The organism is Candidatus Pedobacter colombiensis (assembly GCA_029202485.1).
GTDB lineage: Bacteria > Bacteroidota > Bacteroidia > Sphingobacteriales > Sphingobacteriaceae > Pedobacter > Pedobacter colombiensis.
The window spans coordinates 425,980-451,778 of sequence record CP119313.1 but is presented as its reverse complement, the minus strand read 5'-3'; the positions used below and the strand labels follow the sequence as shown (position 1 = coordinate 451,778).

At 39.1% G+C, this 25,799-nt stretch carries 24 protein-coding genes and 1 pseudogene; 14 read left to right on the top strand and 11 right to left on the bottom strand.

All coding sequences use genetic code 11. The features are described 5' to 3' along the window. The first annotated feature begins 6 nt into the window (after positions 1-6). The 6 genes and pseudogenes from P0Y49_01990 (at position 7) to P0Y49_01965 (ending at position 3,947) form a co-directional block, all read left to right on the top strand. Complete coding sequence (locus tag P0Y49_01990; GenBank protein WEK19923.1) at positions 7-1,371, top strand: RagB/SusD family nutrient uptake outer membrane protein; 1,365 nt, start codon at positions 7-9, stop codon at positions 1,369-1,371. A gap of 93 nt (positions 1,372-1,464) precedes the next feature. Further along, positions 1,465-2,214: a LytTR family DNA-binding domain-containing protein gene (locus P0Y49_01985; GenBank protein ID WEK19922.1), complete on the top strand. Its 750-nt coding sequence runs from the start codon at positions 1,465-1,467 to the stop codon at positions 2,212-2,214. Positions 2,215-2,319: 105 nt separating this feature from the next. Next, positions 2,320-2,649: a metalloregulator ArsR/SmtB family transcription factor gene (locus P0Y49_01980; protein ID WEK19921.1), complete on the top strand. Its 330-nt coding sequence runs from the start codon at positions 2,320-2,322 to the stop codon at positions 2,647-2,649. 39 nt (positions 2,650-2,688) lie between these two features. Further along, the gene (locus tag P0Y49_01975; protein WEK19920.1) at positions 2,689-3,258 is read left to right on the top strand and encodes a DUF6428 family protein; all 570 of its coding nucleotides are present in this window, start codon (positions 2,689-2,691) and stop codon (positions 3,256-3,258) included. A gap of 12 nt (positions 3,259-3,270) precedes the next feature. Then, entirely contained in the window at positions 3,271-3,690 is a 420-nt protein-coding gene (locus P0Y49_01970; GenBank protein ID WEK19919.1) for an arsenate reductase ArsC, read from the top strand. An 11-nt stretch (positions 3,691-3,701) separates the two neighbouring features. Next, positions 3,702-3,947: pseudogene (locus P0Y49_01965) on the top strand (arsenical-resistance protein). Positions 3,948-4,085: 138 nt separating this feature from the next. Here the strand turns inward: P0Y49_01965 and P0Y49_01960 are convergent. Both P0Y49_01960 and truA read right to left on the bottom strand, forming a co-directional pair. After that, on the bottom strand, positions 4,086-5,855 hold the full coding sequence (locus P0Y49_01960) for an ABC transporter ATP-binding protein (protein WEK19918.1): 1,770 nt from the start codon (positions 5,853-5,855) through the stop codon (positions 4,086-4,088). A 2-nt stretch (positions 5,856-5,857) separates the two neighbouring features. Then, a complete protein-coding gene (gene truA, locus P0Y49_01955) occupies positions 5,858-6,637 on the bottom strand; it encodes a tRNA pseudouridine(38-40) synthase TruA (protein ID WEK19917.1) in 780 nt (259 codons plus the stop codon). Between the two features lie 88 nt (positions 6,638-6,725). Here truA and P0Y49_01950 point away from each other — a divergent pair, with 88 nt between their 5' ends. Both P0Y49_01950 and P0Y49_01945 read left to right on the top strand, forming a co-directional pair. Further along, entirely contained in the window at positions 6,726-7,190 is a 465-nt protein-coding gene (locus P0Y49_01950) for a DUF4293 domain-containing protein (protein ID WEK19916.1), read from the top strand. Between the two features lie 84 nt (positions 7,191-7,274). Beyond that, on the top strand, positions 7,275-9,140 hold the full coding sequence (locus P0Y49_01945) for a DEAD/DEAH box helicase (protein WEK19915.1): 1,866 nt from the start codon (positions 7,275-7,277) through the stop codon (positions 9,138-9,140). 78 nt (positions 9,141-9,218) lie between these two features. Here the strand turns inward: P0Y49_01945 and P0Y49_01940 are convergent, their stop codons facing one another. The 4 genes from P0Y49_01940 to P0Y49_01925 form a co-directional block, all read right to left on the bottom strand. Beyond that, a complete protein-coding gene (locus P0Y49_01940) occupies positions 9,219-9,563 on the bottom strand; it encodes a hypothetical protein (GenBank protein ID WEK19914.1) in 345 nt (114 codons plus the stop codon). A 64-nt stretch (positions 9,564-9,627) separates the two neighbouring features. Beyond that, positions 9,628-10,626 carry an NAD(P)H-dependent glycerol-3-phosphate dehydrogenase gene (locus tag P0Y49_01935; GenBank protein ID WEK19913.1) on the bottom strand — a complete coding sequence of 333 codons (999 nt, stop codon included), beginning with the start codon at positions 10,624-10,626 and terminating at the stop codon, positions 9,628-9,630. A 75-nt stretch (positions 10,627-10,701) separates the two neighbouring features. Then, positions 10,702-12,060 (bottom strand): efflux RND transporter periplasmic adaptor subunit, encoded by a 1,359-nt coding sequence (locus P0Y49_01930; GenBank protein ID WEK19912.1) that lies wholly within the window; start codon positions 12,058-12,060, stop codon positions 10,702-10,704. A gap of 30 nt (positions 12,061-12,090) precedes the next feature. Continuing rightward, entirely contained in the window at positions 12,091-13,542 is a 1,452-nt protein-coding gene (locus P0Y49_01925) for a TolC family protein (protein ID WEK19911.1), read from the bottom strand. Between the two features lie 43 nt (positions 13,543-13,585). Here P0Y49_01925 and P0Y49_01920 point away from each other — a divergent pair, with 43 nt between their 5' ends. Together P0Y49_01920 and P0Y49_01915 are read left to right on the top strand one after the other, a co-directional pair. Then, positions 13,586-14,203 carry a polysaccharide deacetylase family protein gene (locus P0Y49_01920; GenBank protein ID WEK21766.1) on the top strand — a complete coding sequence of 206 codons (618 nt, stop codon included), beginning with the start codon at positions 13,586-13,588 and terminating at the stop codon, positions 14,201-14,203. Between the two features lie 156 nt (positions 14,204-14,359). Then, positions 14,360-16,636 carry an aconitate hydratase gene (locus P0Y49_01915; GenBank protein WEK19910.1) on the top strand — a complete coding sequence of 759 codons (2,277 nt, stop codon included), beginning with the start codon at positions 14,360-14,362 and terminating at the stop codon, positions 16,634-16,636. 77 nt (positions 16,637-16,713) lie between these two features. Here the strand turns inward: P0Y49_01915 and P0Y49_01910 are convergent, their stop codons facing one another. Beyond that, complete coding sequence (locus tag P0Y49_01910) at positions 16,714-17,118, bottom strand: DUF2007 domain-containing protein (GenBank protein ID WEK19909.1); 405 nt, start codon at positions 17,116-17,118, stop codon at positions 16,714-16,716. A 37-nt stretch (positions 17,119-17,155) separates the two neighbouring features. Further along, positions 17,156-18,493 (bottom strand): GH1 family beta-glucosidase, encoded by a 1,338-nt coding sequence (locus tag P0Y49_01905; protein WEK19908.1) that lies wholly within the window; start codon positions 18,491-18,493, stop codon positions 17,156-17,158. Between the two features lie 161 nt (positions 18,494-18,654). Between P0Y49_01905 and P0Y49_01900 the strand changes: the two genes are divergently transcribed. Further along, complete coding sequence (locus P0Y49_01900) at positions 18,655-20,064, top strand: alpha/beta fold hydrolase (protein ID WEK19907.1); 1,410 nt, start codon at positions 18,655-18,657, stop codon at positions 20,062-20,064. 15 nt (positions 20,065-20,079) lie between these two features. On the opposite strand, the gene P0Y49_01895 is transcribed toward P0Y49_01900, so the two are convergent. Continuing rightward, positions 20,080-21,894, bottom strand: coding sequence for a DNA mismatch repair protein MutS (locus P0Y49_01895; protein ID WEK19906.1), 1,815 nt, complete (start codon positions 21,892-21,894; stop codon positions 20,080-20,082). Positions 21,895-21,988: 94 nt separating this feature from the next. Here P0Y49_01895 and rlmH point away from each other — a divergent pair, with 94 nt between their 5' ends. After that, on the top strand, positions 21,989-22,462 hold the full coding sequence (rlmH, locus tag P0Y49_01890; protein WEK19905.1) for a 23S rRNA (pseudouridine(1915)-N(3))-methyltransferase RlmH: 474 nt from the start codon (positions 21,989-21,991) through the stop codon (positions 22,460-22,462). A 268-nt stretch (positions 22,463-22,730) separates the two neighbouring features. Here the strand turns inward: rlmH and P0Y49_01885 are convergent, their stop codons facing one another. Then, on the bottom strand, positions 22,731-23,270 hold the full coding sequence (locus P0Y49_01885) for a DUF5606 domain-containing protein (protein ID WEK19904.1): 540 nt from the start codon (positions 23,268-23,270) through the stop codon (positions 22,731-22,733). A gap of 26 nt (positions 23,271-23,296) precedes the next feature. Beyond that, on the bottom strand, positions 23,297-23,758 hold the full coding sequence (locus tag P0Y49_01880) for a peptidylprolyl isomerase (protein WEK19903.1): 462 nt from the start codon (positions 23,756-23,758) through the stop codon (positions 23,297-23,299). A 263-nt stretch (positions 23,759-24,021) separates the two neighbouring features. Between P0Y49_01880 and P0Y49_01875 the strand changes: the two genes are divergently transcribed. After that, positions 24,022-25,050: a LacI family DNA-binding transcriptional regulator gene (locus tag P0Y49_01875; GenBank protein WEK19902.1), complete on the top strand. Its 1,029-nt coding sequence runs from the start codon at positions 24,022-24,024 to the stop codon at positions 25,048-25,050. A 4-nt stretch (positions 25,051-25,054) separates the two neighbouring features. Next, positions 25,055-25,795 (top strand): SDR family NAD(P)-dependent oxidoreductase, encoded by a 741-nt coding sequence (locus P0Y49_01870; GenBank protein ID WEK19901.1) that lies wholly within the window; start codon positions 25,055-25,057, stop codon positions 25,793-25,795. Positions 25,796-25,799: the final 4 nt, after the last annotated feature.

Here is a 25,799-nt window from a genome sequence, read left to right as displayed (position 1 = left end):
GAAACCATGAATAAGATTATAAAATTAACAGCCATTCTGTTCTTGATGATATCAGCCAGTAGCTGTAAAAAATATTTAGATATTGAGCCGGTAGGAAAAGTAATCCCTACCACAGTAGAGGATTTCAGAGCACTATTGAACTCAGGATATACTCAGTTTCCAAGTCATAAATCTAACCTGGCTTTTCGTACAGACGAATTGCTATTGAATACCGCTAAAACGGAAACAGCAAACTATTACGACCAGTACAAGTGGAATGACTTGAATCCAGATGCCAATTCTTTGGAAATGCCTTACGGTGCTTTTTATACCTCTATTTTCTATGCTAATTCTGTGATTGAAGATATTGAAGCAAAAGCAGGTGTATCAGCAGAAACGGCACAAATTAAGGGAGAAGCTTATTTGCTTCGTGCTTATGCAGAATTTGAGTTGTTGAACTTATATGCTAAACCTTTTGATAAGAATACTGCGGCAACAGATCGTGGTGTTCCAATTTCTTTGAAAATTGATTTGGAAACGAACTACAAGCCTTCAACAGTAGAGGTGGTGTACAATCAGATCTTTGCAGATCTTGCTGCAGGACAAGCCTTATTAAATGTAACTACTTTTCCTGCTGGTCAGAACTACCGCTTCACCAAACGTGCAGCTCTAGCTTTAACGGCAAGAATTTACGAGTATAGAGGAGAATGGAGCAGCGCATTAAAAGCAAGCCAAGATGCATTGGCAATCAATAACACTTTACAAGATCTGAATGCAGCAGGAGCAACTTTTGCGCCTAACCATTACCAGTCTGTAGAAAATATCATGTCGATGGAGAGAGCTTTTAATCCAGGGGCCTCCAATTCCTCGTTCATGTCTCCGCATTTGTTAGGGATCTATGACCCGATCAATGATAAAAGATATGCCTTGTATTTCCAGAAATACAACGTCATGCCTTGGGACGATGACTATGAAGAGAATAAAGATAAAATAGTGTCTAACAAAGGTAGTGATATTGCTTATAAAATTACCTTCCGTAATGCCGAGCTTTACCTGATTAAGGCAGAAGCAGCTTTACAAACAGATGACCTGAGTACAGCATTACAAACTTTACTGGCTTTAAAAGTGAAACGCTTAACGCCTGCATACTATGCAATAGAAAAAACTAGAATTTCCGGCTTAGGTAAAGCAGACTTATATCAGGAAATTATCAGAGAGAGAGAAAGAGAATTGGCATTGGAAGGACACCGTTGGTACGATTTAAGACGTTTCGGTCAGCCTGAAATGAAACATGAATTTAAAGGGGCAATTTATACCCTTCAGAAAAACGATCCAAGATATACGATCCGTTTCCCTCAATCTGCGATTAAAGCAAATCCGAACCTTCAATAGCACTAAAAGAGAGATAAGTGCGGGTGATTAACTCCGGTCTGTGTTTCACAGACCGGAGTTTTTTTTTACTTTTACGCTCAAGCATAAAAATTAATGAGGGTATTAATTATTGAGGATGAAGAGTTGGCGGCGGATACACTGCAGAAAACCCTCATGCACATTAATCCAAACATACAAATATTAGCCATTCTAGGCACCATAGAAGCTGCTGTAGCCTGGTTAAAGAAGAATACTGCCGACTTACTGTTTATGGATATTCACCTTGGTGATGGAGAAAGTTTCCAGATTTTCCAACGGGTAACTGTAAATAGTCCGGTCATCTTTACCACTGCTTACGATCAGTATACCCTAAAAGCATTTAAAAATCAGGGCATCGATTATTTGTTGAAACCATTTGATGAAGAAGATGTACGTGTGGCTTTGGCCAAGCTAAATACCATACGTAACGCATCAGATATAGCACTCCCTCAAATCCAACCAGAGCCTCCAACAGGTAAACTTAGGAACAGGTTTATGGTTAAAATGGGTAAGCTGATCAAGACGGTACAATCGGACGATGTGGCGTATTTTATGGCGGATGATAAATACCTTTTTCTGATGACTAAAGATCGGCAGAACTACATCATTGAAGAAACCATTAGTAGTTTGGAGCCACAATTGGACCCCGCTGATTTCTTCAGGGTAAACCGAAAATTCATCATCAACATTGATGCGATTAAAGAGATGTACAAGCTATCGAGAAACCGGGTAAGGATTGTACTCAACCCCGCTCCTGCTGATGGAATTGAAGTAATTGTTAGCGAAGAACGCGCCGAAGCGTTTAAGAATTGGCTTGATTTATAAGCCAACCCACCCTATTTCCCATACCCAGATTGTGATCATTTTGTTAAAATAATTCATAAAATTTGTATCTCTCAACCAAACATCGTAATATTGCGATGTATAATTATGGGACTTACTAAATCAGAAATATTTACCGAAGCGCAAAACCAACTTTCGCAGTTGTTGAAAGCAATGGCACATCCTGCACGTATCGCTATTTTACAGCAGATAATTTCTGCCAATGCTTGTATTTGTGGTGATCTGGTAGAAGAACTGGGTTTAGCGCAAGCCACCATATCTCAACATTTAAAAGAGCTTAAAAACGCAGGTATTATACAAGGAACCATTGAAGGTGTAACCGTATGTTATTGTATAAATCCTAAAACATGGAAACTATTGGAAACGCAATTGGGTGCTTTTTTGGGGTCATTTAAAGATCCTAAAAACTGCTGTTAACCCTTTTTTTATTCATATCAATCGTAAAATTGCAATATTATGAACACGACAGAATTAACTACCTGGAACACATTTAAAGCCACTTTACTGCAACATCCTGAATTGACACTTCAATTCCAATATGCTGCAAACCAGTGGGTAGATGCCTCTTATCACATCACCGAAATTAAACAGGCCCCTATTGTATCCGTAGATTGTGCCGGTATTATGAACGCCTGGACCGAAATCATTATACAACTTTGGGAGCCTACAGTAAAAGAAAGTGATAGCGCAATGCAGGTGAACAAAGCCCTGTCCATCATTGAGCTGGTAGAAAAAAGTTTACCGCTTAATCCTTTAGCTATTGTAAAAATAGAGTTTGGTAATTCCTCTTTCGACACCCGCCAGATGTATCCCAGCGATATCATCATTGAAGGAGCTAACCTGATTGTCAAGCTAAGCCCGGATTTCACACAGTGCAAAGCCATTAACAGAGGCGGAAGTTGTAGGACTACAGATACCGGTGAAGAATGCTGCGCGCCTGAACCAAAAACAGAAAAACCAAAACTAGTAATGATGAACCTGGCTGCTGACGGAAATGTTTGTGCTCCGGGATCAGGTTGCTGCTAACAAATAAGACGAATGAAAAAAGTATTGATTTTATGTACAGGTAATAGCTGCCGTAGTCAGCTGGCCGAAGGGTTTATCAGGCATTTTGCCGGTGATGCCGCAATCGTTTACAGCGCCGGAATTGAAACACATGGTGTGAATCCCAGAGCCATAGCCGTTATGGCTGAAAGTGGAATTGATATCTCTGGCCATACCTCCAATAATGTTAACGAGTATGCCAATATAGACTTTGACTACGTAATTACGGTATGTGACAATGCGAGAGAAAGCTGTCCGTATTTCCCCACTAAAGCACAAAAATTTCATTATAACTTTCCTGATCCGGCTAAAGCAACCGGAACGGAAGAGGAGATAATGCAGGAGTTTAGGAAAGTAAGAGACATGATTGAGGCCTACTGTTTTGATTTCGTTAAAACGAATCTTAGCAATTAAAAAACTTCTCCATGTTAGCAAACAATTGTGTACCCGCAACTGATAGGAAAAAACTTAGCTTTTTAAATCGTTATTTAACCCTATGGATTTTCCTCTCCATGGTTTTAGGTATTGGAATTGGCTATTTTATCCCTTCTTCGGCAGGCTTTATCAATTCATTTTCAAGTGGATCAACGAACATTCCATTAGCCATTAGCCTGATTTTAATGATGTATCCTCCACTTATAAAGGTAAGGTATGAGCAAATGGGTGAAGTGGCTGACTATCCCCTGTTTATACATCCTGCTTATACACCCTGCTTTAGAGAAAAATTACCTTCTCAGAAACGGCCTCAGCGTTCTTCGCTTCTTCAGCGAAGCAATGCAGCCGTAGAAGAGAACGGTTATTTTTCAAAGTTATTTTTCAACCCCAATAGAGTTAAACTGCAACTCGTATAACCTTTTGTAATACCCATTCAGTTTAAGTAGCTCCTGGTGCGTCCCCATCTCCTTAATCTCGCCTTTATCAAGTACCAATATCTTATCCGCTTTCTGGATTGTTGAAAGACGGTGGGCGATCACAATAGACGTTCTACCCTCCATCAAATTTTCTATCGCGTGCTGGATCAGCATTTCCGTTTCTGTATCTACAGAAGAAGTAGCCTCATCCAATACTAAAATAGAAGGATTATAAACCAATGCCCTGATAAACGAAATCAGCTGTGCTTGACCTGCAGAAAGCGTAGCACCACGTTCCATTACATTGTATTGATAGCCTCCAGGCAAACGCATTATAAAATCATGTGCACCGACTTTTTTAGCAGCATCAACAACGTCTTCCATTGTTATGCTGCTGTTATTTAGTGTAATGTTGTTGAAAATCGTATCAGAAAACAGGAATACATCTTGTAAAACTGTGGCGATGTTACTACGCAGGTAATTGAGTTCATAATCCTGAATTTTTATCCCATCAACCCTGATCTCCCCTTTCTGGATCTCGTAAAACCGGTTCAGGATATTGATCGTAGAAGATTTCCCCGCACCTGTAGCTCCTACGAGAGCAATGGTTTTTCCGGCAGGTACTTCGAAAGAAATATCTTTCAGCACATAGTTTTCCTCATTATAGGCAAACCATACTTTATCAAAAGAAATAGCACCTTTCATTTGTTCAGGTACAAATGAGCCATTGTTTACTGTAATTTCATCGGTATCTAACACTCTAAAAACACGCTCGGCCCCTACCATTCCCATTTGCAGGGTATTAAATTTATCAGCAAGCTCCCGGATTGGCCTGAACAGCATGTTGATATACAAAATAAACTCGGCAATAATCCCTGGGGTTACCGTTAAAGGTTTAGCTAGAATACTTCTTGAACCATACCATACCAATAAGCCTAGTGACATGGCTGAAATGATCTCAACAACCGGGAAGAAAATAGAATAGTACCAATTGGAACGGATATTTGCATCGCGATAGCGTGCATTGATCTTTATAAACTTTTTATACTCCTGCTCTTCGCGTGCAAAATACTGAATGATCGACACCCCTGAAATATGCTCCTGCAGGTAAGTATTAAGGTTGGACACCTCTGTTCGGATTTCCTGAAAGGCGGACTTAATGGCCTTTTGAAAAACAGAAGTCGCCACAATCAATAATGGCATCGGCAACAATACCATCAGGGTAAGCGCCCAATCTCTATAAACCATCACCCCAATAATCACTATGACCATTAAAATATCGCCAATAATCACAATTAAACCTTCAGAGAAGATCTCGGCAATGGTTTCGAGGTCAGATACTGTGCGGGTAATCAGCTGTCCAATGGGTGTATTGTCGAAATATTTAAGTCTTAGCTTGGTAATGTGATTGAACACATTAATCCGTAAATCGCGAATGGCTGACTGCCCTAAAGTATTGGTGAGCAGGGTGTGACTAAATTGTATCCCTGCCTGTAAAACCAGGAGTACCAACATGAGGATAGTCATCCCCAGCAGTCCATTGTACTGATCCTTCATGATGTAATTATCCAACGTATGCTGAATAAGAAACGGTCTGGCAGGTGCAATTAAGGCTAGTAGTATGGTTAAAACAATAGAAAGAATAAAGGTTTTGCGGTAAGGCTTAACGTACTGAAAAACTCTTTTCAATAAGCCCACATTAAATGCATCACCGGTTATTTTAGACATATTTATTTTACAAAAGGATAAATTACATTTACTAAATATAAACCACAGGCAGGAACGGATTGACCGGCATTGCTTCGGTTTTTGCTTTCAACAATTTGCTTAAACTCATCTAAGTTGAGCTCCTTTTTGCCAATTCTTATCAGCGTTCCTACAATTGCACGCACCATGTTTCTTAAAAAACGATCCGCCCTGATCGTAAACTGTAAACCTTCCTCTTTCTCTTCAAAAAAGGCAGTGGTAATTTTACAGTTGTTTGTAAAGGTTTGTGTATTTGATTTACTGAAGCAGGAAAAATCGGTATAACCTAAAAGCAGCTGAGCGGCTTTATTCATAGCTTCCATATCAAGCTCCCCTTTGTACAACCAGGAACGATTAAGTTTAAAAGGATCTTTATGAAAATGGATTTGATAATGGTAAGCTCGTTCTGTTGCATCAAAACGTGCATGGGCAGTATCATCTACCCGAAATACCCGCTTTACGGCAATTTGATAGGGTAATAAAGAATTGATGCCGGTTACTGACTTTAATGGATCCGGCACCTTAGCAGTAGATCTTTCATCGGAATTATCTGCATCCGCAATTTGCAGATCAAAATGTGCATAAAATTGTGTAGCATGTACACCACTATCCGTACGGCCGCAGCCTAAGGTACTTACCAGTTGTCTGAAATAAACAGATAAAGCTTTATCCAGGCACTCCTGCACTGTAATGGCATTTGGCTGTATTTGCCAGCCGTGATAAGCGGTGCCGTCGTACGACAATTCAATAAAATACCGTTGCATATTCAATTGTACAAAATTATCTTTTTAATCGGATATCGGATTGGTTACTATTTGCTTTTAATATATTTGTTGAAATTATTGAACTGATATGATACAACGCGTACAATCTATATGGCTGCTTTTAGCTTCATTCACCTTGATCTGCCTGTTTTTTATTCCTTTAATAACCAAAAGTGTCAACAATACAGAATATTTGCTGTACATAGATGGGCACCAACCATTGATTAAGGGAGCGAGCGCCGAATCAATTGTGGTTACTCCCATTGGAGCGATGATTATAAATGGCATAGCAGTTTTATTGTGCCTGACCTGTATCTTTCAATTTAAAAATCGCGTTATGCAAAAGCGTTTAATTATGATCAATATGGTATTGATCATCACCACAGCGATATTGTCGGCTTTAAATGCCTCATTGTTACCGGGTGGAATCGCCGGATCGTCGCTCCATATTGGCTCTTCTTTATTTATTTTAGCGCTTCTATTTTGCATGCTTGCCATACGCGGAATTAGAAAAGATGAGCAGTTATTAAGGTCGGCCGACAGACTCAGATAATTAATTGCTTGATTTTTATTTAGTTACAAAGATATAAAATACCAAAAAATAAACTTACCTTTGCGGCTTAATAAATTATTATACATGATAAACCCATTTAGTAAATTGGGGATAAGTGATGACGTTGTTAATGCTGTAAAGGATTTAGGTTTCGAAAATCCAACACCTATTCAGGAACAAAGTATTCCTGTGCTGTTAGAGGGCAATAACGATTTTGTTGGTTTGGCCCAAACAGGAACAGGAAAAACAGCAGCATTTGGTTTGCCGCTGTTAGAATTGATAGACTTTAAGAGCAATAAGCCTCAGGCATTGATTTTATGCCCTACCAGAGAGCTTTGCTTGCAAATTGCTAGCGACATCAAGAATTTCTCAAAAAACATCAGTGGTGCTAATGTCGTTGCCGTTTACGGTGGCGCAAACATTATGCAGCAGCTGCGTGAAATTAGAAACGGTGTACAAATTGTAGTGGCTACACCGGGCCGTATGTTGGACATTATTGGCCGTAAGGCTATAGATTTCAGTAACGTGAAATTTGTAGTGCTTGACGAAGCTGACGAAATGTTAAACATGGGTTTCCAGGAAGACATTAACGATATTTTGTCGACTACACCTGACGATAAAAAAACATGGTTATTCTCTGCAACTATGCCTCCTGAGGTAAGAAGAATAGCTAAGAACTACATGGACTCACCTGTTGAGTTAACCATGGGTACTAAAAACACCGGTAACGTAAATATCGAACACGAGTACTACATTGTACGTGCGAGAGATAAATACGCAGCTTTAAAACGCATTGTGGATTTTAATCCGGAAATTTTTGCAGTAGTTTTCTGTAAAACCAAACTGGATACACAAGATGTAGCTGAGCACTTAATTAAAGATGGTTACAATGCTGATGCTTTGCATGGTGATTTATCTCAGCAACAACGTGATAAGGTAATGCAGCGTTTCCGCGACCGTAACATGCAGTTGTTAATTGCTACTGATGTTGCAGCCCGCGGTATCGACGTAAACAACGTTACCCACGTAATCAACTACTCTTTACCTGATGAAATTGAAAGTTACACTCACCGTAGTGGTCGTACCGGCCGTGCAGGTAAAACCGGTGTATCTATCTGTATTGTGAACTCGAAAGAGTTAGGCAAAATCCGTCAGATCGAAAGAATCATAGGAAAACAGTTTACTAAAGCTGCACTTCCTACCGGTTTTGACGTTTGTGAGAAACAATTGTTTGCTTTGGTACACAAGGTTCACAATGTTGAGGTTAACGAAAACCAAATTGAGCAGTACATGCCACGCATCATGGATGAGTTTGCTGAGCTGAGCAAAGATGAGGTGATCAAACGTTTTGCATCTTTAGAGTTTAACCGCTTTTTAGAGTATTACAAAAATGCACCTGACCTGAACTCTTCTTCAGATGAAAGAGGTGAACGTGGTGAGCGTGGAGATAGAGGTCCAAGAAGCAGCGAAGGTTATACCCGTTTGTTTATTAACCTTGGTTCTGTTGATGATTTTACAAGAGGTGACTTGTTATCTTTTGTTTGCAACAATGGTAAAATCAGCGGAAAAAGCATTGGTAAAATTGACCTGAAAGGTGTTTATTCATTCTTCGAAGTTGAAAATGCTACTGTTGAATCGTTATTCAACAACTTTAAAGGTGTTGAATTTAACAACCGCGGAGTAAGGATCGAAAAAACAGCTGACGGTGATGGCGGTGGTCGTAGTCGTGGTGGTTTTGGTGGCGGTGGCAGACGTGAAGGCGGAAGCTACGGCGGCGGAAGACGCGAAGGCGGCGGTGAACGCAGAAGCTATGGCGGTGGAAACAGACGTGAAGGTGGTAATAGCGGTGGTGGTTTCAGAGATTTCTCTGGAAGAAGCCGTGAAGACAAAGGTGGATCTGGAAGACGCGAAGGTGGATACGGTGGTGGTGATAGAAGACGTAGGTCTTAATTACTACCAATCAATATATCATAAAAGGCCTCCGGAATTTTTTCTGGAGGCCTTTTTACTTTATAGATAGATATAGAGTTACATTTTATGCTCAGGTCTGTTTCTTATCTGACTAGCTTTCAGATAAACTCGCCCCCCTTTTTTGTTTACATAGTATTTCCTGTTTTTGCTATCGATATACACATCAGTTCCATCAGGTGCCATTTTACCTTTATACACTTTATCCGCAACCTTAGAGCTACCTTTTACAGCAACCTCAGCAGTTTTATGGCCCACATCCGTTGCAGCGTGACCAATAGCTTTACCTGTTTTATCAATCGCTTTACCTACTCCGGTTTTTTGTTTTTCTTGTGCACTAGCACTAAAGACAAGAGTGGTGCACATGGCCAGGGTTAAAATCCCAAATAAATACTTTTTTTTCATCGTTGTATGGTTTTTGTGTACTATAAAACCATTAACAATCAATACAGGCCTTTTGTTTTTTCAGTTAATTAAGCTGTTCGGTAAGCAGACGCATTTCAATATGTGGAGAATGTTTTTCATATAGGATAGCATATACCGCCCTACTTATGGGCATATCTACCTTATACTTCTTATTGATATGATGCATACAACTAACAGCGTAATACCCTTCGGCAACCATATTCATTTCCAGCTGAGCAGACTTTACGGTGTAGCCCTTTCCAATCATATTACCAAAGGTGCGATTACGGCTAAATTGCGAATATGCAGTAACGAGTAAATCGCCCAGATAAGCAGACTCCTTTATATCTCTTGTAATGGGATGAACCGCATCAACAAAGCGTTTGATTTCGCGGATGGCATTAGAAATTAATACCGCTTGAAAATTATCGCCGTAGCCTATTCCATGACAAATACCACTGGCTACAGCATAAATATTTTTCAGCACAGCTGCATATTCTGTCCCGAAAATATCATCCGAAACATTTGTTTTAATGTACCGGGTATTTAAAAGGTTAGCAAAAAAACCTGCAAGACCAACATTCACGGAGGCAATGGTTAGATAAGATAGTTTTTCCAAGGCCACTTCTTCTGCGTGGCATGGCCCACTAATCACCAGGATGTCTTCTAAGGGAACATTGTATTTCTGGTGAAGGAACTCACCAATGATCTGATTTTCATCCGGCACGATACCTTTAATGGCCGAAACGATCTTTTTACCTTTCAGCTGTTCCGGTGTAACAGCACTCAATGTTTCTTTAAGAAAAGCGGCAGGTACATTTAATACGATATAATCCGCTTTCTTAATAATCACAGCTATATCATCAGATATATTTTCTTCGGGAATCCTGACTTCAACCGAACTTAAATAATTAGGGTTGTGCTTATATTTTTGAATATGCGCTATGGCTTCTGCATTTCGCATCCACCAATAAATCTCTTTTGCAGAAAAGTTATCTGAGAGCATTTTTATAATAGCAGTAGCCCAACTACCCCCACCAATCATTGCGACTTTAGGTATCATACATTATAAATAAAAAATCCCGGTCTAATGTTTTAAACCGGGACAATTTACTCATTTAAAAAGTATTGATAAAGTTTACTTCTTACCAGGTTCAGCAAACAATTGATCCTTAGTCACTTTCTTTACTTTCATTCCATCCTTTAATTTGTTTTGTATGACAGAATAAGGGCCGGTTACCACTTCCTGACCAGCTTTAAGTCCGGATTTAATGATGATAAACTGATCGTTCTGGATACCTGTAGTAACTTCTACTTGCTTAACGGTTTGATCAGCGTTGTATACATAAACATACTGCTTCACTTTCTTGTCAGTAAGTTTATTTTTTTGTTTTTCAGCGTTCTCCTGATTGCCTTCCGGTTTTTTATCTTTATCATCTTTCTTTTTATCTATCGTAAAAACAGATTGAATAGGAACAGACAGGCCGTTTACAGTTTCGCTTTCTATGTCCACAGTCGCAGATAACCCTGGTCTGAATGGTGATGGAAGATCTTTAGCTCCACCGGTGATGTTACTGTAAGAATCGGCAAGGATACGAACCTTCACAATAAAGTTAGTCACCTGATCTACAGAACTCGTTGCCGAACCCACATCTTTAGAAGAACTAGCAATTTCTGTTACCGTACCTTTAAATTTTTTATCTGCAAATGCATCTACTTCAATAGTAGCCTGATCGCCAACCTTTACCCTGTTGATGTCGTTTTCGTTCACATCTACGTTTACTTCCATAGAAGAAAGGTTTGAAATCCGCATGATCTCTGTTCCCGCATTTTGAACGGTTCCCAAAATACGATCTCCCAGCTCTACAGAAAGCTTAGAGACTACCCCATTTACCGGGGCAAATATGGTCGCTTTGGCCAGGTTGGCACTTGCCTCCTGAACATTTGCGCCTGTTTGTTCTAAACTAAACTTTGCAGCATTAAGGTCCTCTTTTGCCCTTCCCAGATTAGTCTTTGCAGTTAAATATGCTGCTTTTGCTGCGTCAAATTCGGAAGCAGAGATTACCTTTTTATTGAACAATTCTACATTGCGTTTATAAGTTACTTCTCCATTTGCAAAATTAGCCTCAGCTTGTTTAAGCATCTGAGCAGCTCCAGCCACGCTGGCCTTTTGTGAGCTATAGGAAGCAACAGCGCGGTCGTACCCCGACTTAAGCACATCTGGACGCACTTTGACCAATAGCTGCCCCTTCTTTACAACATCGCCTTCTTTAACCAACAGCTCTGTTACCTCGCCCGATACTTCCGAACTTAGTTTAACTTCTGTCTCAGGTTGTATTTTTCCACTGGCAGTTACTGTTTCTATAACTTTTCGCTCTGCGGCCTTTTCAGTGGTTATTTTTTCGCTCTTATCACCACCAATAACTCCGGAATATACACCAACAGCAATCAGGACAATGATAATTCCTACTATAATTAATATGGGTTTTAGTTTCATCTGTTTTTATTTATTTGATTCAAGAGTGCTTTAAAATACAATAGGCTGTCCAAGGTAATAGTCAATCACTTTGGCTCTGAATACAATGTCATATCTTGCCTGGATCATATCTATTTCTGCTTTATTTAAATTCGTTTGTGAGGTATTAAAGTCTAAGGAATTAACTAAACCAACAGCATATCGTTGTTCAATAACACCAAATGCGTCCTTTTGCGCCTGAAATACTTTTGTGGTCGAAGCATATCGGCTCTCGGCAGCTCTTAAATCAGCAACAGCCTGATAGATCACCTTGCTCAGGTTGTTCTTTGCCAGCTGTTCCTGATTTTGATTTTGCAGATAATTAATTTTAGCCTTCCTAACGGAAGTTCTTACATTAAAACCATTGAAAATTGGGATTTGAAGACTTAAACCAACATATTGTCCAAAGTTATCTTTCAACTGATCTAGGAACTTATAATTATCCGTTACTGTAGTAAAATCAGCCACAAGCACCCTTTCATTCGTTGTTTCTGTCCTACCAATCTCCCTGAAGCCATTTGGCGTTATCGATATTACCCTTTGTCGGCCACTGGAATAATTAGTACTCAATCCAGCTGCAAATGATAAACTCGGGTAATAAGCTCCTTTAGCTATATCCATCCCTTTTTTAGCTGCTTCCGTCCGTAAAGCCGCCAACTTGATATCAGGGAAAGTGCTTAAAGCACCCTGGTAAACTTCATCGGCTTTATAATTTACCAGTGGTTTATCATAATTAGAAAGTATAGGCGCCTCCACACGGTAAACAGTTGACGGAGGGATATCCATTAGCTGGGCCAATGTTAAATATGATATTGCTAAAGCATTATCGGCATTGGTCACATTTAACTCAGAAGTAGCTACCTGAGACTTTGCCTGTGATAAGTCTGCAAGGGTTTTATTCCCTGCATCTAACAATTGCTGCTCACGTGCCAACTGTTGTTTAGAGACAGCCAGTTGTTGTTGAGCTGCCACCAAAAAATCTTTATTATACAATATCTGTAAGTAAGATGTAATTACCTGTAAAATAAGATCGTTCTTAACCTTTTCTGTATTCGTTTTATCAGCATCTAACAATAGCTTATTTTGCTTAATCAAATTTACTTTTTGATGGCCCTGAAAAAGACCAACACCTGCCGAAACACCTCCGGTTAATGAGGAGAACCTCTGACTAAGAAACTCGTTAGTTGTAGGGTTAATACTACGTCCAAAATTTATATTATACCCCGAATTCCCATTTACAGATGGCAACAACGCATTTTTAGATTGCGCCAGATTCTCTTCCGATAAATTTTGATTTAATCGGCTCTGCTTAACCTGCAAGTTATTTTGAAGTGTTATTTCTATAGCCCGCTGTACAGTAATCACTTCCTGAGCAGCGGCATGCTGCACGAAAGCGCTAAGAAAAACAAAGGATAAAGCCAGCGAAAGCTTAGATAAGGCATTATAGGAGATGATTGTCTTCATAGATTTTTTTCACAATATTAATATAAACAACTTACATTTGAACATGTACCTGGTCAAATCTCCACTTTTACTAAAATGGTATTACCCATCTTTAATCTGGAATAAACCCCGCAGTGAAAAAGTTATTTATTTAACCTTTGACGATGGACCTATCCCTGATGTTACAACCTTTGTTTTAAAAACTTTAAAAAGCTTTGATGCAAAAGCAACATTCTTCTGTATTGGCGACAATATCGTTAAACATCCTGATGTTTTTAAACAGATAAAAAAAGAAGGCCACCAAATTGGCAATCATACCTTCAATCACCTAAAAGGCTGGAAAACTGAGGACAAAAGTTATCTTAAGAATTTTAATGCCTGCCAGGAATTGACCAAAACTTATTTATTCCGCCCCCCTTATGGCAGGATAAAAAAATCACAGGTCTCAGGGATCAAATCCGCTCATCCCGAAATACAGATCATCATGTGGGATGTTTTAAGTGGCGATTTCGACATTAATCTTTCTCCACAAAAATGCTATGAAAATGTGATTAAAAATACGAGGAACGGATCAATTATTGTTTTCCATGACAGCTTAAAAGCTTTTGAAAGATTGGAGTATGCACTGCCTTTGACTTTAAAATTCTTCAAAGAACAAGGATACAGCTTTGGATTGCTGTAAACATTTTTGTTGCCTGAGTATCCCTTTTACGCCCTGCCACTATTTAGAAAAGGTATAAATAATACAATGATCTGCTTATGATCATTATCGCCTGTTTTTTTTTGTAAATTCGCTACTAATTATAGTAATAACTTACCCTTTTAACACATATTATCAATGGCTTTTGATATAGAAATGATCAAAAAGGTGTATGCAAACTTTGGCCCCCGTGTAGAGGCGGCTCGTAAATTAGTAGGCAGACCTTTAACACTTTCAGAAAAAATACTTTATACCCACCTTTGGGAGGGAAACACGAATACTTCTTACAACAGAGGTGTTGATTATGTAGATTTTGCTCCTGACCGTGTGGCCATGCAAGATGCTACTGCACAAATGGCTTTATTGCAGTTTATGCAGGCTGGCAGACCACAGGTAGCTGTTCCTTCTACAGTTCACTGTGATCACTTAATTACAGCTAAGCTTGGTGCTGCGATTGATTTACCGGCCGCAAATACAGAGAGTAAAGAGGTTTTCGACTTTTTAGCTTCAGTTTCGGATAAATACGGCATCGGTTTCTGGAAACCGGGTGCTGGTATCATTCACCAGGTAGTATTGGAAAACTATGCCTTCCCTGGTGGAATGATGATCGGTACCGACTCACACACTGTAAACGCAGGTGGTTTGGGTATGGTTGCTATTGGTGTTGGTGGTGCTGATGCCTGTGATGTAATGGCTGGCTTGCCATGGGAACTTAAATTCCCTAAGCTAATTGGTGTTAAATTAACAGGAAAACTGAACGGATGGACTTCTCCAAAAGATGTAATCCTTAAAGTTGCAGGTATACTTACCGTAAAAGGTGGTACTGGTGCAATTGTTGAATATTTTGGCGAAGGTGCACAAAACCTGAGCTGTACCGGTAAAGGTACCATTTGTAATATGGGTGCTGAAATTGGTGCAACTACTTCTACTTTCGGTTATGATGAAAGCATGGAGCGTTATTTGCGTGCAACCAACAGAGCTGATGTTGCTGATGCAGCCAATGCAATTAAAGAACACTTAACTGGTGATGCTGAAGTTTATGCAGAGCCTGAAAAATACTTTGACCAACTGATTGAGATCAACCTTTCTGAGCTTGAGCCTTACCTGAATGGTCCTTTCACTCCGGATTTGGCTACACCTATTTCTAAAATGAAAGAAGTAGCTGTTGCAAACGGATGGCCATTAAAGGTAGAATGGGGTTTAATTGGTTCTTGTACCAACTCATCATACGAAGATTTATCAAGAGCAGCATCTATTGCTAAACAAGCTATTGATAAAGGCTTAACGACTAAAGCAGAGTTTGGTATCAACCCAGGGTCTGAACAAGTACGTTATACTGCTAACCGCGATGGTTTATTAGGAACTTTTGAAGATCTGAATGCAACAATTTTCACCAATGCCTGCGGGCCATGTATCGGTATGTGGGACAGAGTTGGTGCAGAAAAACAAGAGAAAAACACCATCGTTCACTCGTTTAACAGAAACTTTGCTAAACGTGCTGATGGTAATCCAAATACTTATGCATTTGTAACTTCTCCGGAAATTGTAGCAGCTATTGCTATTGCAGGCGATCTTAGCTTTAACCCATTAACTGATACTTTAACTAACAATAAAGGCGAACAGGTTAAATTAGATCCACCAAAAGGTGATGAACTACCTGTAAATGGTTATGCTGTTGAAGATGCAGGTTATCAGAAACCGGCAGAGGATGGCAGTGGTGTACAAGTAATCGTTTCTCCTACTTCACATAGGTTACAATTGCTTGATCCATTTATGCCTTGGGAAGGCACAGACCTTAAAGGTTTGAAACTCCTGATCAAAGCAAAAGGAAAATGTACTACGGATCATATCTCTATGGCTGGTCCATGGTTAAAGTTCCGCGGTCACCTTGACAACATCTCTAACAACATGCTAATCGGTGCGGTTAACTACTTTAATGACAAAACCGACAATGTTAAAAATGAACTGACTGGCGAATATGGTCCTGTACCGGCAACTCAACGTGCTTATAAAGCAGCAGGAATTGGTTCTATTGTAGTTGGTGATGAAAACTATGGTGAAGGTTCAAGTCGCGAGCACGCAGCAATGGAGCCACGTCACTTAGGTGTTCGTGCTGTATTGGTAAAATCTTTTGCTCGTATCCATGAAACCAACCTTAAGAAACAAGGTATGCTTGGTTTAACATTTGCCAATAAAGATGATTACGATAAAATCCTTGAGGATGATACGATTGACATTGTTGGCTTAACTACGTTCACTCCTGACGTTCCATTAACATTGGTGTTAAACCATGCTGACGGATCTAAAGAAGAGATCTCTGTAAATCATAGCTACAATGCACAGCAAATCGAATGGTTTAAAGCAGGTGGTGCTTTAAATATCATCCGCAGAGATGCTGCTGCAAAAAATGCTTAATCAGCAATTGATATAAATGAAAATAGGGTGTACCAGCGGTACACCCTATTTTTTTGCACTTATCTTTTTATAATCGCTTAGAATTCGTGTTCACAGTTAAAACAGTGATAAGTTTTCTTTACATGAAAGGGATACACCGCTAAAAGGACCGAAACAATTATGGTAAATATTCCAAACCGTTTTTTTGTAGCTTGCACATACCCTACATTGGTAGAGCCACAATTGGGACAAACCTCTGCTCCCTCTACCTCTTCTAAGTCGATTTCCATATTCTCATCCTGAAGAATATTTCTTGCAGCTTCAACATCCTTTTCAAATAAATGTAGCTTAACACCACCCAGAGCTTGAGTATACAAAGGATTTATGGTGATCGTATTTTCATCAGAAAGGAAGCATTGTATACCTGCATCTATTAGCCTTGACTTTACAATATTAGCCTCTATAGGGTTATAAAAAGTTTCAAATACAATGATCTTATCCATTCATTCTTGCGTTTGCGTTCAATGTACTAAAAAAGCACTAATGTCCCAAAAAGTCTTTAAACCAAAGTCCCGAATCTTTAACTATACGTCGCTGTGTTTTAAAATCAGTATACACCAGCCCAAACCGGGCATTAAATCCTTCAGCCCATTCAAAATTATCCATCAGCGTCCAGGCCATATACCCCGTGATAGGAACCCCCTCCTGCTTTGCCTTTAACAAAGCAGCTAAGTATTGCTGAAAGTAAACAATGCGTTCCTGATCATGAACCTGCTGATTGATTACCTTATCATGATAAGCTGCCCCATTTTCTGTGATCATTAAAGGCGGAATATTTGGATAAGCAGCAAATTGTTTAATGATGTTATAAAAGCTGTCGGAATTAATTTCCCAGCCCATCGCTGTATGTGGTTTTTTTCGACTTTTAGCTTTTACCTCCCAGGCCTGCACCACAGGAATGAAGGGATTGTATTTTATAGTTAAAGGGAAATAATTCTGCAAGCCTATAAAGTCGAAATCGAAAGTAAGTCGTTTTGTATGCCGCCAGGTAGAATGTTGGATGGAAAACTTTTCCATCACCTCCCAATCTGCCGTAGGATAGCCCATCCCTAGCAAAGGCTCGATAAACAGGCGATTCATCAGGCAATCTACTCGCTTAGCAGCCAGCATATCGGATTCATTTTGCGTATAAGGGATAATCTCAGAACAGGAAAAGCTTGTTCCTATATACGCATCCTTAACTTCTGCCCTCAATATCCGACCACCATCCGCCTGCGCTATAGCAGCATGATGAACGGCAGAAAAGAAATTGGTTAAGCCCGTTTTCCCTGGTGCATGAACGCCTAACATATAACCGAGCGAGGTAAAGCCAAAAGGCTCATTCAATACGATCCAGTTCTTTACTTTATCCCCATATTCTTTTGCACAGATAGTAACAAAGAGATTAAAGCTTTCGTTAATTGAAAAAGCTGTCCACCCCCCCTCGTCTTCCAATGCCTCTGGTAAATCCCAATGATATAAGGTAACATAAGGTATAATGTTTTGTAATAAACACTCATCAATTACCTGATGGTAGAACCTAAGTCCTTCCTTATTAACATCCCCTTTACCGGTTGGCAAAATACGAGGCCATGAAATAGAAAAACGAAAAACACCAAAACCCAATAGCTTAACCAGCGCAATATCTTCCTTATAATGATGATAAAAATCACATGCGGTCGTTGGCTGATGCCCTTTTTTAATCTTTCCGGATCTTTTGGAGAAAGTATCCCAAATAGACAATCCTTTTCCGTACCCCTCCACAGCGCCTTCAATCTGAGCTGCAGCAGTAGCTACTCCCCATAAAAAACCCTTTCCAAAATCAGATGCCTTGATCATATCATTTCTGTATAAAGGGCAATATGCTAATCATTTATTAAGTTAATGTTAAGCCTATTCTATAGCTTATCATTTTTATATACAACATATCATAATAAAGTTTAATTTACAAATACTAAATGATGATAGCTTCATCACCATTGAAAAACAATTTTATACTGATGAAAACTCTATATTCAGCAATAGCATTAATATTATTCAGTAGCACTTTATTTGCTCAGGAACCCACTGGAACATGGTATGGCACATTAAATATTCAAGGAACTTCATTGCCCCTGATTTTCCATATTACAAAAGCCGGAAACGAATATACCACTACGATGGATAGTCCTCAGCAAGGCGCCAAGGGTATGCCTTCCAGTAAGACTACTTATACAAGTAAGACTTTAACCGTTGAGGCATCAAATATTGGGATGAAATACACGGGAATTTATGCCCCTGATAGTAATAAAATAAGCGGGACTTTTGAGCAGGGGCCAATACGTACTGCATTAGTGCTAAGCAGCAAACCGGAAAAGGCATCCGCAGTGCAACAAATAAGACCCCAGGACCCCAAAGATTTTCCTTACAAACAAGAAGAAGTAACCTTTACTAACACTGTAGGTGGAAATAGTCTTGCTGGCACATTAACCCTGCCTATCAATGGTAAAGCAAGTAAAATTGTAATCCTAATAACCGGATCAGGTCCACAGGACCGGAATGAAGAGCTGGCACCTTTTAATCATCGCCCATTCCTCGTACTTAGCGATCATCTGACCAGACAAGGTATTGCTGTACTAAGGTATGATGACAGAGGCGTTGGTAAATCAACAGGTATTTTTTCAGCAGCGACTACAGCCGACTTTGCAGATGATGCAGAAGCCGCAGTAAAGTATATACTTTCCAGACCTGACCTTAAAAATATGACTATAGGGCTTGTAGGGCATAGTGAAGGCGGCATGATTGCACCAATTGTTGCCAGTCGCAATCCAAACGTAAAATTCATCGTTTTAATGGCGGGACCGGGCGTTCCAATAACGCAGCTATGTGCCCGTCAAATTGGTGATGCCCTGAAGCTTGCAGGTGTACCTGCCGATGAGGTGGCACATAAAACGGCTAGTAATTTAAAGATATTCACTGTGATGAACGAGGTCAAGGACCTTCCATTACCAAATGCAGAGGTCGAAGTTGAGCTTGCTCTACGCAAAGAACTCGATCTGGAACCTTTAGAAAAGCTCAATAGAACAGCTAAGGAATCCATCGTTCAACAAACCCTGAATAAATACAAAACACCATGGTTTAGGTATTTTATAAGTTTTGACCCTGCAATTTATCTGACGAAGGTAAAATGCCCTGTTTTGGCGCTTAATGGTACTCTCGACTTCCAGGTAGAGTCTACTGCAAATTTAGCCGGCATTAAGACAGGGCTACAAAAAGCTGGGAATAAACGTTTTGAAATTGTTCCCATGGAGGGGCTAAACCATTTATTCCAAAAGGCAAATACGGGTGCAGAATCTGAATATGGAAATATTGAAGAGACGCTTAACCCTGCTGCCCTTCAAAAAATTTCAAGCTGGATAAATGGTATTTAAAGAATATGGCACGGCTTAATTCAAGCTTAAGCCGATCTGTTTTAATAAGAGTGCGGCATTAAAAGTTTTACAAGGGCCTTCTTTTAATTTATAATCAAACTCCATTTCCCCTTCGGAAATCTGTATATCGAAATGGTAGTTTCTGATTTGGTATGCATGATCAGCTTCCATTTCCGACAATTGCAGATCGTGCGTAGCAAATAATGCCGGAGTATTTTGTTCGATCAGTTTTTCTATAAATACCTTTGAACCCAGGTATTTATCCTTGCTGTTTGTACCCCGAAGCATCTCATCGATCAATACAAAGGAATGCTGATCAGTCTTTATGGCATCTAAAATCATTTTGAGTCTATTCAGTTCTGCTTTAAACGTTGAAGTTTGATCATTCAATGAATCTTTGATTCGCATATACGAAAGCACTTTAAAAATGGATAATGACATTTGTTGGGCACATACAGGTGCACCGGCAAAGGCTAAGGTCATGTTGATTCCAACAGTTCTCAGAAAAGTGCTTTTACCGGCCATGTTAGAGCCCGTAACAATGTCGACTGTAGGTTTAGCCTCAAGATTAAAGCTATTATATACCCTTACTTGTTCTGGAATAAGTGGATGCCCTAACGCTGTAGCTTTTAAATGAAAAGCAGGCTCTATGACCGGGAAGTTCCATTCCGGTTGATTATGGGTCAGTGTGGCAAAAGAAATCAGTTCTTCAAACCGGCCAATCCGAGTCATTCCTTCTATCGTTTGCTTCGCCGATTGATCGTGCCAGCTGCATAGTGAAATAGAACATCTTAAATCCCAAAGTGCAAAAAGATTCAGCACCATGCTTACAATAATATTAAGTCGGGCATCAAAAGCCTGAATAATGCCAGATAGCTTACGGATTTGCATACTAATCGGCACCGCAGCCTTTCCTTCACCAAAAAAATGTTGTATATAAGTGCTTTTCCAAGCCACATCTTCGGTCCATTTAATCGTATCGGCAAAGGCACTCAACAGACTTGATTCCTTACTAAAGCCATAATACACCTGATTAAGATGGCTCATGTTAAAAAAGGTTAGGGCCGCATTAAAAAGGGCAATAACAGCAAAGAGTTGCCAGGCCCAGCCACCAAACACAACCCCCAGCACGAATATGCCGATCGTGATGAAAGGAACAACCTTAACATACAACCGCAATGATTTTTTGCGGGTAAAGTTTAATTGATCCGGTAATTGATCCTGAAGTTTATTAATGATCACCTGTAGTTGTCCTGGTTTATGATTCTGAAGTTCTGCCCTAAAATGGAAAGTCTGATCAATGTGGCTTTTTAATTCTATAATTGCCTCCTGTCTTTGTTGAATAGTAAGCTGATCATTAGGCTGATTTAAATTGGCGGCCAAAATATCCAATCCCTGTTGCGTATTACAGCGATTGATCAATGAATACAAAGACCCTTGGCCAAATATATCTAAGTCGGAAGAATAATGATGGTATTCATCTGCATAACCTTCCCCATTACTGTAGCCATTTTTCCCACCACTTAACTGATCAATCTCATTTTGGTAAACCCATAACAACTTACCGGAATAAGTTAATTGCTTTTGTACAGCAGCTTGTTTTTTAACCAGAAATAAAAATACAATTAATGGTATGGTTAACAACACGGCAAACAGCCATTCAAACCCGAAATTAATGATCAAAGCAACAATCAGAATCTCGGCGATAAATAGTCCTAGTCGCGAAAACGAGATATTATTTAACTTACGTTTCAGGTTATTAACCTCTGTTTGCTGCTTATCTGCATTATTTTGATAGTCGGCTAAGATGCTATGTTTTGTTTTTACCATTATATTTGAAGTTCCTTAATAATTTATTGCGTTAAACTTTGACCTTGGTTAAGATTGTATGTTACGAATTGTTTAGACGATAAAGATAAAATAAATGAAGATCACTTTACTGGTTGTAGGTAAAACAGAAGACAAGTACCTGATTGAGGGCATTGAGAAATACCTGAACAGATTGAAACATTATATTGGCTTTAACCTGTTGGTTATACCCGAAATAAAGAACACGAAAAACCTGAGCGAGGCACAACAAAAATCTAAAGAAGCAGAGCTGATCCAAAAGCAAATTAACAACCTTGATACAGTGATTTTAATGGATGAGAAAGGAAAGAAATATACCTCTGTAGCTTTTTCAAATTATCTAAACAAACAAATGATTGGGAGTGTTCAACATCTGGTATTTATTATTGGCGGGCCTTATGGCTTTGACGAAAGCATTTATAAACGAGCCAATGGCAGTATGTCGCTTTCAGATATGACCTTCTCTCATCAAATGGTCAGATTGTTCTTTGTAGAGCAACTTTACAGGGCATTCAGTATTTTAAAAGGTGAACCCTATCACCACGAATAATTTGGAATCAGTTTGTGGAAATTAAAGCCACACAACATCATAAAATAAAAGGAGGTTATTTATGCGCTTACCGTCGGATTATAAAAGGGATTATAAATTTAAAAGTGACAGGAAAAAGGATCGGATGAGTTATATCATCGCCATTATCATATCGATCATTGCATTTTTACTGATCTGGTATTTATTTTAAAATACAAATTGGGTACAAAAACAAAAGGATACCTATTGGGGTATCCTTTTATTAATGATCAATATAAGTTAAGGTTAACTAAACCCCTTTTTTACTTGTCATATTAACTTTCTTAGCTGGCTGCGCAGTTTTGCTTGGCGCCTTAGCATTTGATGGCTTTGCTGCAGCTTTAGGCTTTTTCTCAAGCTTTTCTTCTGCTTTCAATGCTTCGTGTTCTTCACTTAACGCAGGAGCTTCTTCACTAAATAAAGGCAGATCTTTAAGGATATGGAACCAGCTTACAATTTTCTTCATATCTGAAGCATAAACTTTCTCTTCGTCATGACCTGGAGCAACTTCTTTAAAAAATGCTTTAAGCACGCTTGATTCAGCCTTTGCATCAGGAACATTTCCTTTAGTGGCAACCATATTTGCTAAAACATCTGTTAATTTTAAATCCTCATCCTCGCCATATACCGTAATGTCTTCCAATGACGCTAGTTTAGTTGTAGTCATATTGGCTATAATTTTAACTTTCTGTGCGTCCAGACTTTCAAGAACATACCCTGCTTTATTCTGACCAACAAGCTTAAACAACCCCGGTCTTCCAGATACTGCTACAATTCCTCTTAAATTCATATTGTTTGTTTTTGAGAAGCTTAGAATTAATCTTCTATTACTTCAATGCTTAAAATCTTATCACCTTGTTTAATACTGTCAACAAGATCAACATTTTCAATCACTTTACCGAAGCAAGTGTGATTTCTGTCAAGATGTGCAGTATTGTCTCTGCTGTGGCATATAAAGAATTGTGAACCACCAGTATTTCTTCCAGCGTGAGCCATAGATAATACACCACGGTCATGGAATTGGTTACCACCTGTTAATTCGCAATCAATTTTATAACCTGGGCCGCCTGTACCTGCCAAATGCGCTGTAGCAGCATCTTTTGAGTTAGGACATCCTGCCTGAACAACAAAATTAGGGATCACCCTGTGAAATGTTACCCCGTTATAAAAACCTTCTTTAGCTAATTTTTTAAAGTTGGCAACTGTATTTGGTGCATCCTGATCGTAAAACTGAACGGTCATGTCACCTTTATCTGTTTTAATTATTGCTTTGCTCATGATAAAATTTTGTAGACGGCAAACTTAGAGAAATTTGCGCTGATATGCAAAAGACACTGTATTAATCAAAAGAGTAGCAATTTTTTCTTATGATGAGTTAACTATACAGGTAAATTCTTGCCGTTCAAACGGCATATGGATCATTCAATTAAGTTGAACAGGACCACTATTGTAACAATTAAAATATTAATGCAACCGATTGCAATTTTAGAAAAATAACATTACTTTAGTCAAACCAAATGTAGCTAATTTTTACCCTCTTTATGCAAGACAAGGAAATTACCATATATGATTTAGCCGAGAAACTAGACATTTCCGCAGCTACCGTGAGCAGAGCTTTGCAAGATCATCCGGCTGTAAATAAGAAAACAAAGAAAAAAATATTAGACCTGGCAACAGAATTGGGTTACCGTTCTAACAAGTTCGCCAGTAACCTCCGCAAACAAAAAACCAATACAATTGGCGTAATTGTACCGAGACTAAATAGTCTCTTTATGTCCTCAGTTTTATCCGGCATAGAAAAGATTGTCAACACTGCCGGCTATAACTTAATCATCAGTCAATCCTTTGAGCAGGAAGCCAAAGAAAAAACCAATACAATAACCATGTTTAATAGCCGAGTGGATGGTTTAATTGTCTCACTAGCTTCAGACACCCAGAACTTCAGTCATTTCGACACCTTCATTAAAAAGAATATCCCTATTATCTTTTTTGATCGGGTTGCCGAAAATATTCAGTCCACCAAGGTATTAATCGATAATTTTCAGGCAGGGTATAAAGCAACCGAACATCTGATCATGCAAGGCTGTCAGGAAATACTACACATTACCGGAAACACCAAAAGAAACGTTTACAAGGATAGATTTGAAGGCTATAAAAAAGCACTTGCAGATCACAACATCCCTTATGACCCCAGCTTATTTATTTCAAATGAGTTAACCGAACAGGATGTGCAGGATGTCCTGGTTAATGATATTTTAAAGCGTGACAAACTGCCTGATGGCTTATTTATCACAAACGACTCATCAGCAGCATTTGCCTTAAGTATTTTAAAAGAAGCCGGAGTAAAAGTACCTGAAGACATGGCGATAGTCGGTTTCAACAATGATCTGATATCAAGAGTAACTGAGCCTGAAATCAGTACCATTAATTACCCCGGTAATGAAATGGGCGAAAACATTGCCCGAATTTTAATTAACCATTTAGACGGGGAAGGAGATTTAAGCTTTACCAGCACGGTAATACTCAATTCAGATCTAATTGTTAGAGCATCATCACAAAGAAAAAAGTAATAAAATGAATAAACAAATTGCCATTGTAACAGGCGGAGGAGCTGGATTGGGTTTGGCCATTAGCAAAAAATTGGTTCATGAAGGAGTACACGTCATCATGATTGGTAGAAATGAAGATAAACTAAAAACTGCTACTGTCCAATTTGGCCAGCTAGCAAGTTATCGTGTATTTGATCTTCAAAATTTGGCAGGCATCCCTGCGCTGATTGAAGAGATTCATACCTCATTTGGAAAGATTGACATCCTGGTAAACAATGCAGGCATAAATATGAAAAAGCCTTTTATAGAGGTAACAGATGAAGATTTTGCAAATATTATTCAAGTCAATTTATCTGCCGTATTTAGCATTAGTCGCGAAGTTGTAAAAAAAATGATTGACGTGCAAAGTGGCTGTATTGTAAACATCAGCTCGATGGCGGCACAATATGGTATTCCAAAAGTAATTGCTTATTCGGCAGCGAAAACAGGAATAGAAGGAATGACAAGGGCAATGGCTACGGAACTTTCTCCTTTGGGTATCAGGATCAACTGTGTTGCTCCAGGCTTTATAAAAACAGCTATGTCGGCCAAAGCCTTAGACGCCGATCCAGAAAGAAAGAATAAAGTATTTTCAAGAACACCCATGGCAAAAATGGGTGACCCGGAAGATGTTGCCGATGCAGTTCACTTTCTAAGTTCAACCAGTGCAAAATACATTACCGGTATAGTAATGCCGGTAGACGGAGGAAACGCAATCGGATTTTAACAAG

What these genes read in the sequence shown, in the direction of transcription:
- P0Y49_01990 (WEK19923.1), top strand. Translation starts at nt 7, where the DNA reads ATGAATAAGATTATAAAATTAACAGCCATTCTGTTCTTGATGATATCA.
- P0Y49_01985 (WEK19922.1), top strand. Translation starts at nt 1,465, where the DNA reads ATGAGGGTATTAATTATTGAGGATGAAGAGTTGGCGGCGGATACACTG.
- P0Y49_01980 (WEK19921.1), top strand. Translation starts at nt 2,320, where the DNA reads ATGGGACTTACTAAATCAGAAATATTTACCGAAGCGCAAAACCAACTT.
- P0Y49_01975 (WEK19920.1), top strand. Translation starts at nt 2,689, where the DNA reads ATGAACACGACAGAATTAACTACCTGGAACACATTTAAAGCCACTTTA.
- P0Y49_01970 (WEK19919.1), top strand. Translation starts at nt 3,271, where the DNA reads ATGAAAAAAGTATTGATTTTATGTACAGGTAATAGCTGCCGTAGTCAG.
- P0Y49_01960 (WEK19918.1), bottom strand. Translation starts at nt 5,855, where the DNA reads ATGTCTAAAATAACCGGTGATGCATTTAATGTGGGCTTATTGAAAAGA.
- truA (WEK19917.1), bottom strand. Translation starts at nt 6,637, where the DNA reads ATGCAACGGTATTTTATTGAATTGTCGTACGACGGCACCGCTTATCAC.
- P0Y49_01950 (WEK19916.1), top strand. Translation starts at nt 6,726, where the DNA reads ATGATACAACGCGTACAATCTATATGGCTGCTTTTAGCTTCATTCACC.
- P0Y49_01945 (WEK19915.1), top strand. Translation starts at nt 7,275, where the DNA reads ATGATAAACCCATTTAGTAAATTGGGGATAAGTGATGACGTTGTTAAT.
- P0Y49_01940 (WEK19914.1), bottom strand. Translation starts at nt 9,563, where the DNA reads ATGAAAAAAAAGTATTTATTTGGGATTTTAACCCTGGCCATGTGCACC.
- P0Y49_01935 (WEK19913.1), bottom strand. Translation starts at nt 10,626, where the DNA reads ATGATACCTAAAGTCGCAATGATTGGTGGGGGTAGTTGGGCTACTGCT.
- P0Y49_01930 (WEK19912.1), bottom strand. Translation starts at nt 12,060, where the DNA reads ATGAAACTAAAACCCATATTAATTATAGTAGGAATTATCATTGTCCTG.
- P0Y49_01925 (WEK19911.1), bottom strand. Translation starts at nt 13,542, where the DNA reads ATGAAGACAATCATCTCCTATAATGCCTTATCTAAGCTTTCGCTGGCT.
- P0Y49_01920 (WEK21766.1), top strand. Translation starts at nt 13,586, where the DNA reads ATGTACCTGGTCAAATCTCCACTTTTACTAAAATGGTATTACCCATCT.
- P0Y49_01915 (WEK19910.1), top strand. Translation starts at nt 14,360, where the DNA reads ATGGCTTTTGATATAGAAATGATCAAAAAGGTGTATGCAAACTTTGGC.
- P0Y49_01910 (WEK19909.1), bottom strand. Translation starts at nt 17,118, where the DNA reads ATGGATAAGATCATTGTATTTGAAACTTTTTATAACCCTATAGAGGCT.
- P0Y49_01905 (WEK19908.1), bottom strand. Translation starts at nt 18,493, where the DNA reads ATGATCAAGGCATCTGATTTTGGAAAGGGTTTTTTATGGGGAGTAGCT.
- P0Y49_01900 (WEK19907.1), top strand. Translation starts at nt 18,655, where the DNA reads ATGAAAACTCTATATTCAGCAATAGCATTAATATTATTCAGTAGCACT.
- P0Y49_01895 (WEK19906.1), bottom strand. Translation starts at nt 21,894, where the DNA reads ATGGTAAAAACAAAACATAGCATCTTAGCCGACTATCAAAATAATGCA.
- rlmH (WEK19905.1), top strand. Translation starts at nt 21,989, where the DNA reads ATGAAGATCACTTTACTGGTTGTAGGTAAAACAGAAGACAAGTACCTG.
- P0Y49_01885 (WEK19904.1), bottom strand. Translation starts at nt 23,270, where the DNA reads ATGAATTTAAGAGGAATTGTAGCAGTATCTGGAAGACCGGGGTTGTTT.
- P0Y49_01880 (WEK19903.1), bottom strand. Translation starts at nt 23,758, where the DNA reads ATGAGCAAAGCAATAATTAAAACAGATAAAGGTGACATGACCGTTCAG.
- P0Y49_01875 (WEK19902.1), top strand. Translation starts at nt 24,022, where the DNA reads ATGCAAGACAAGGAAATTACCATATATGATTTAGCCGAGAAACTAGAC.
- P0Y49_01870 (WEK19901.1), top strand. Translation starts at nt 25,055, where the DNA reads ATGAATAAACAAATTGCCATTGTAACAGGCGGAGGAGCTGGATTGGGT.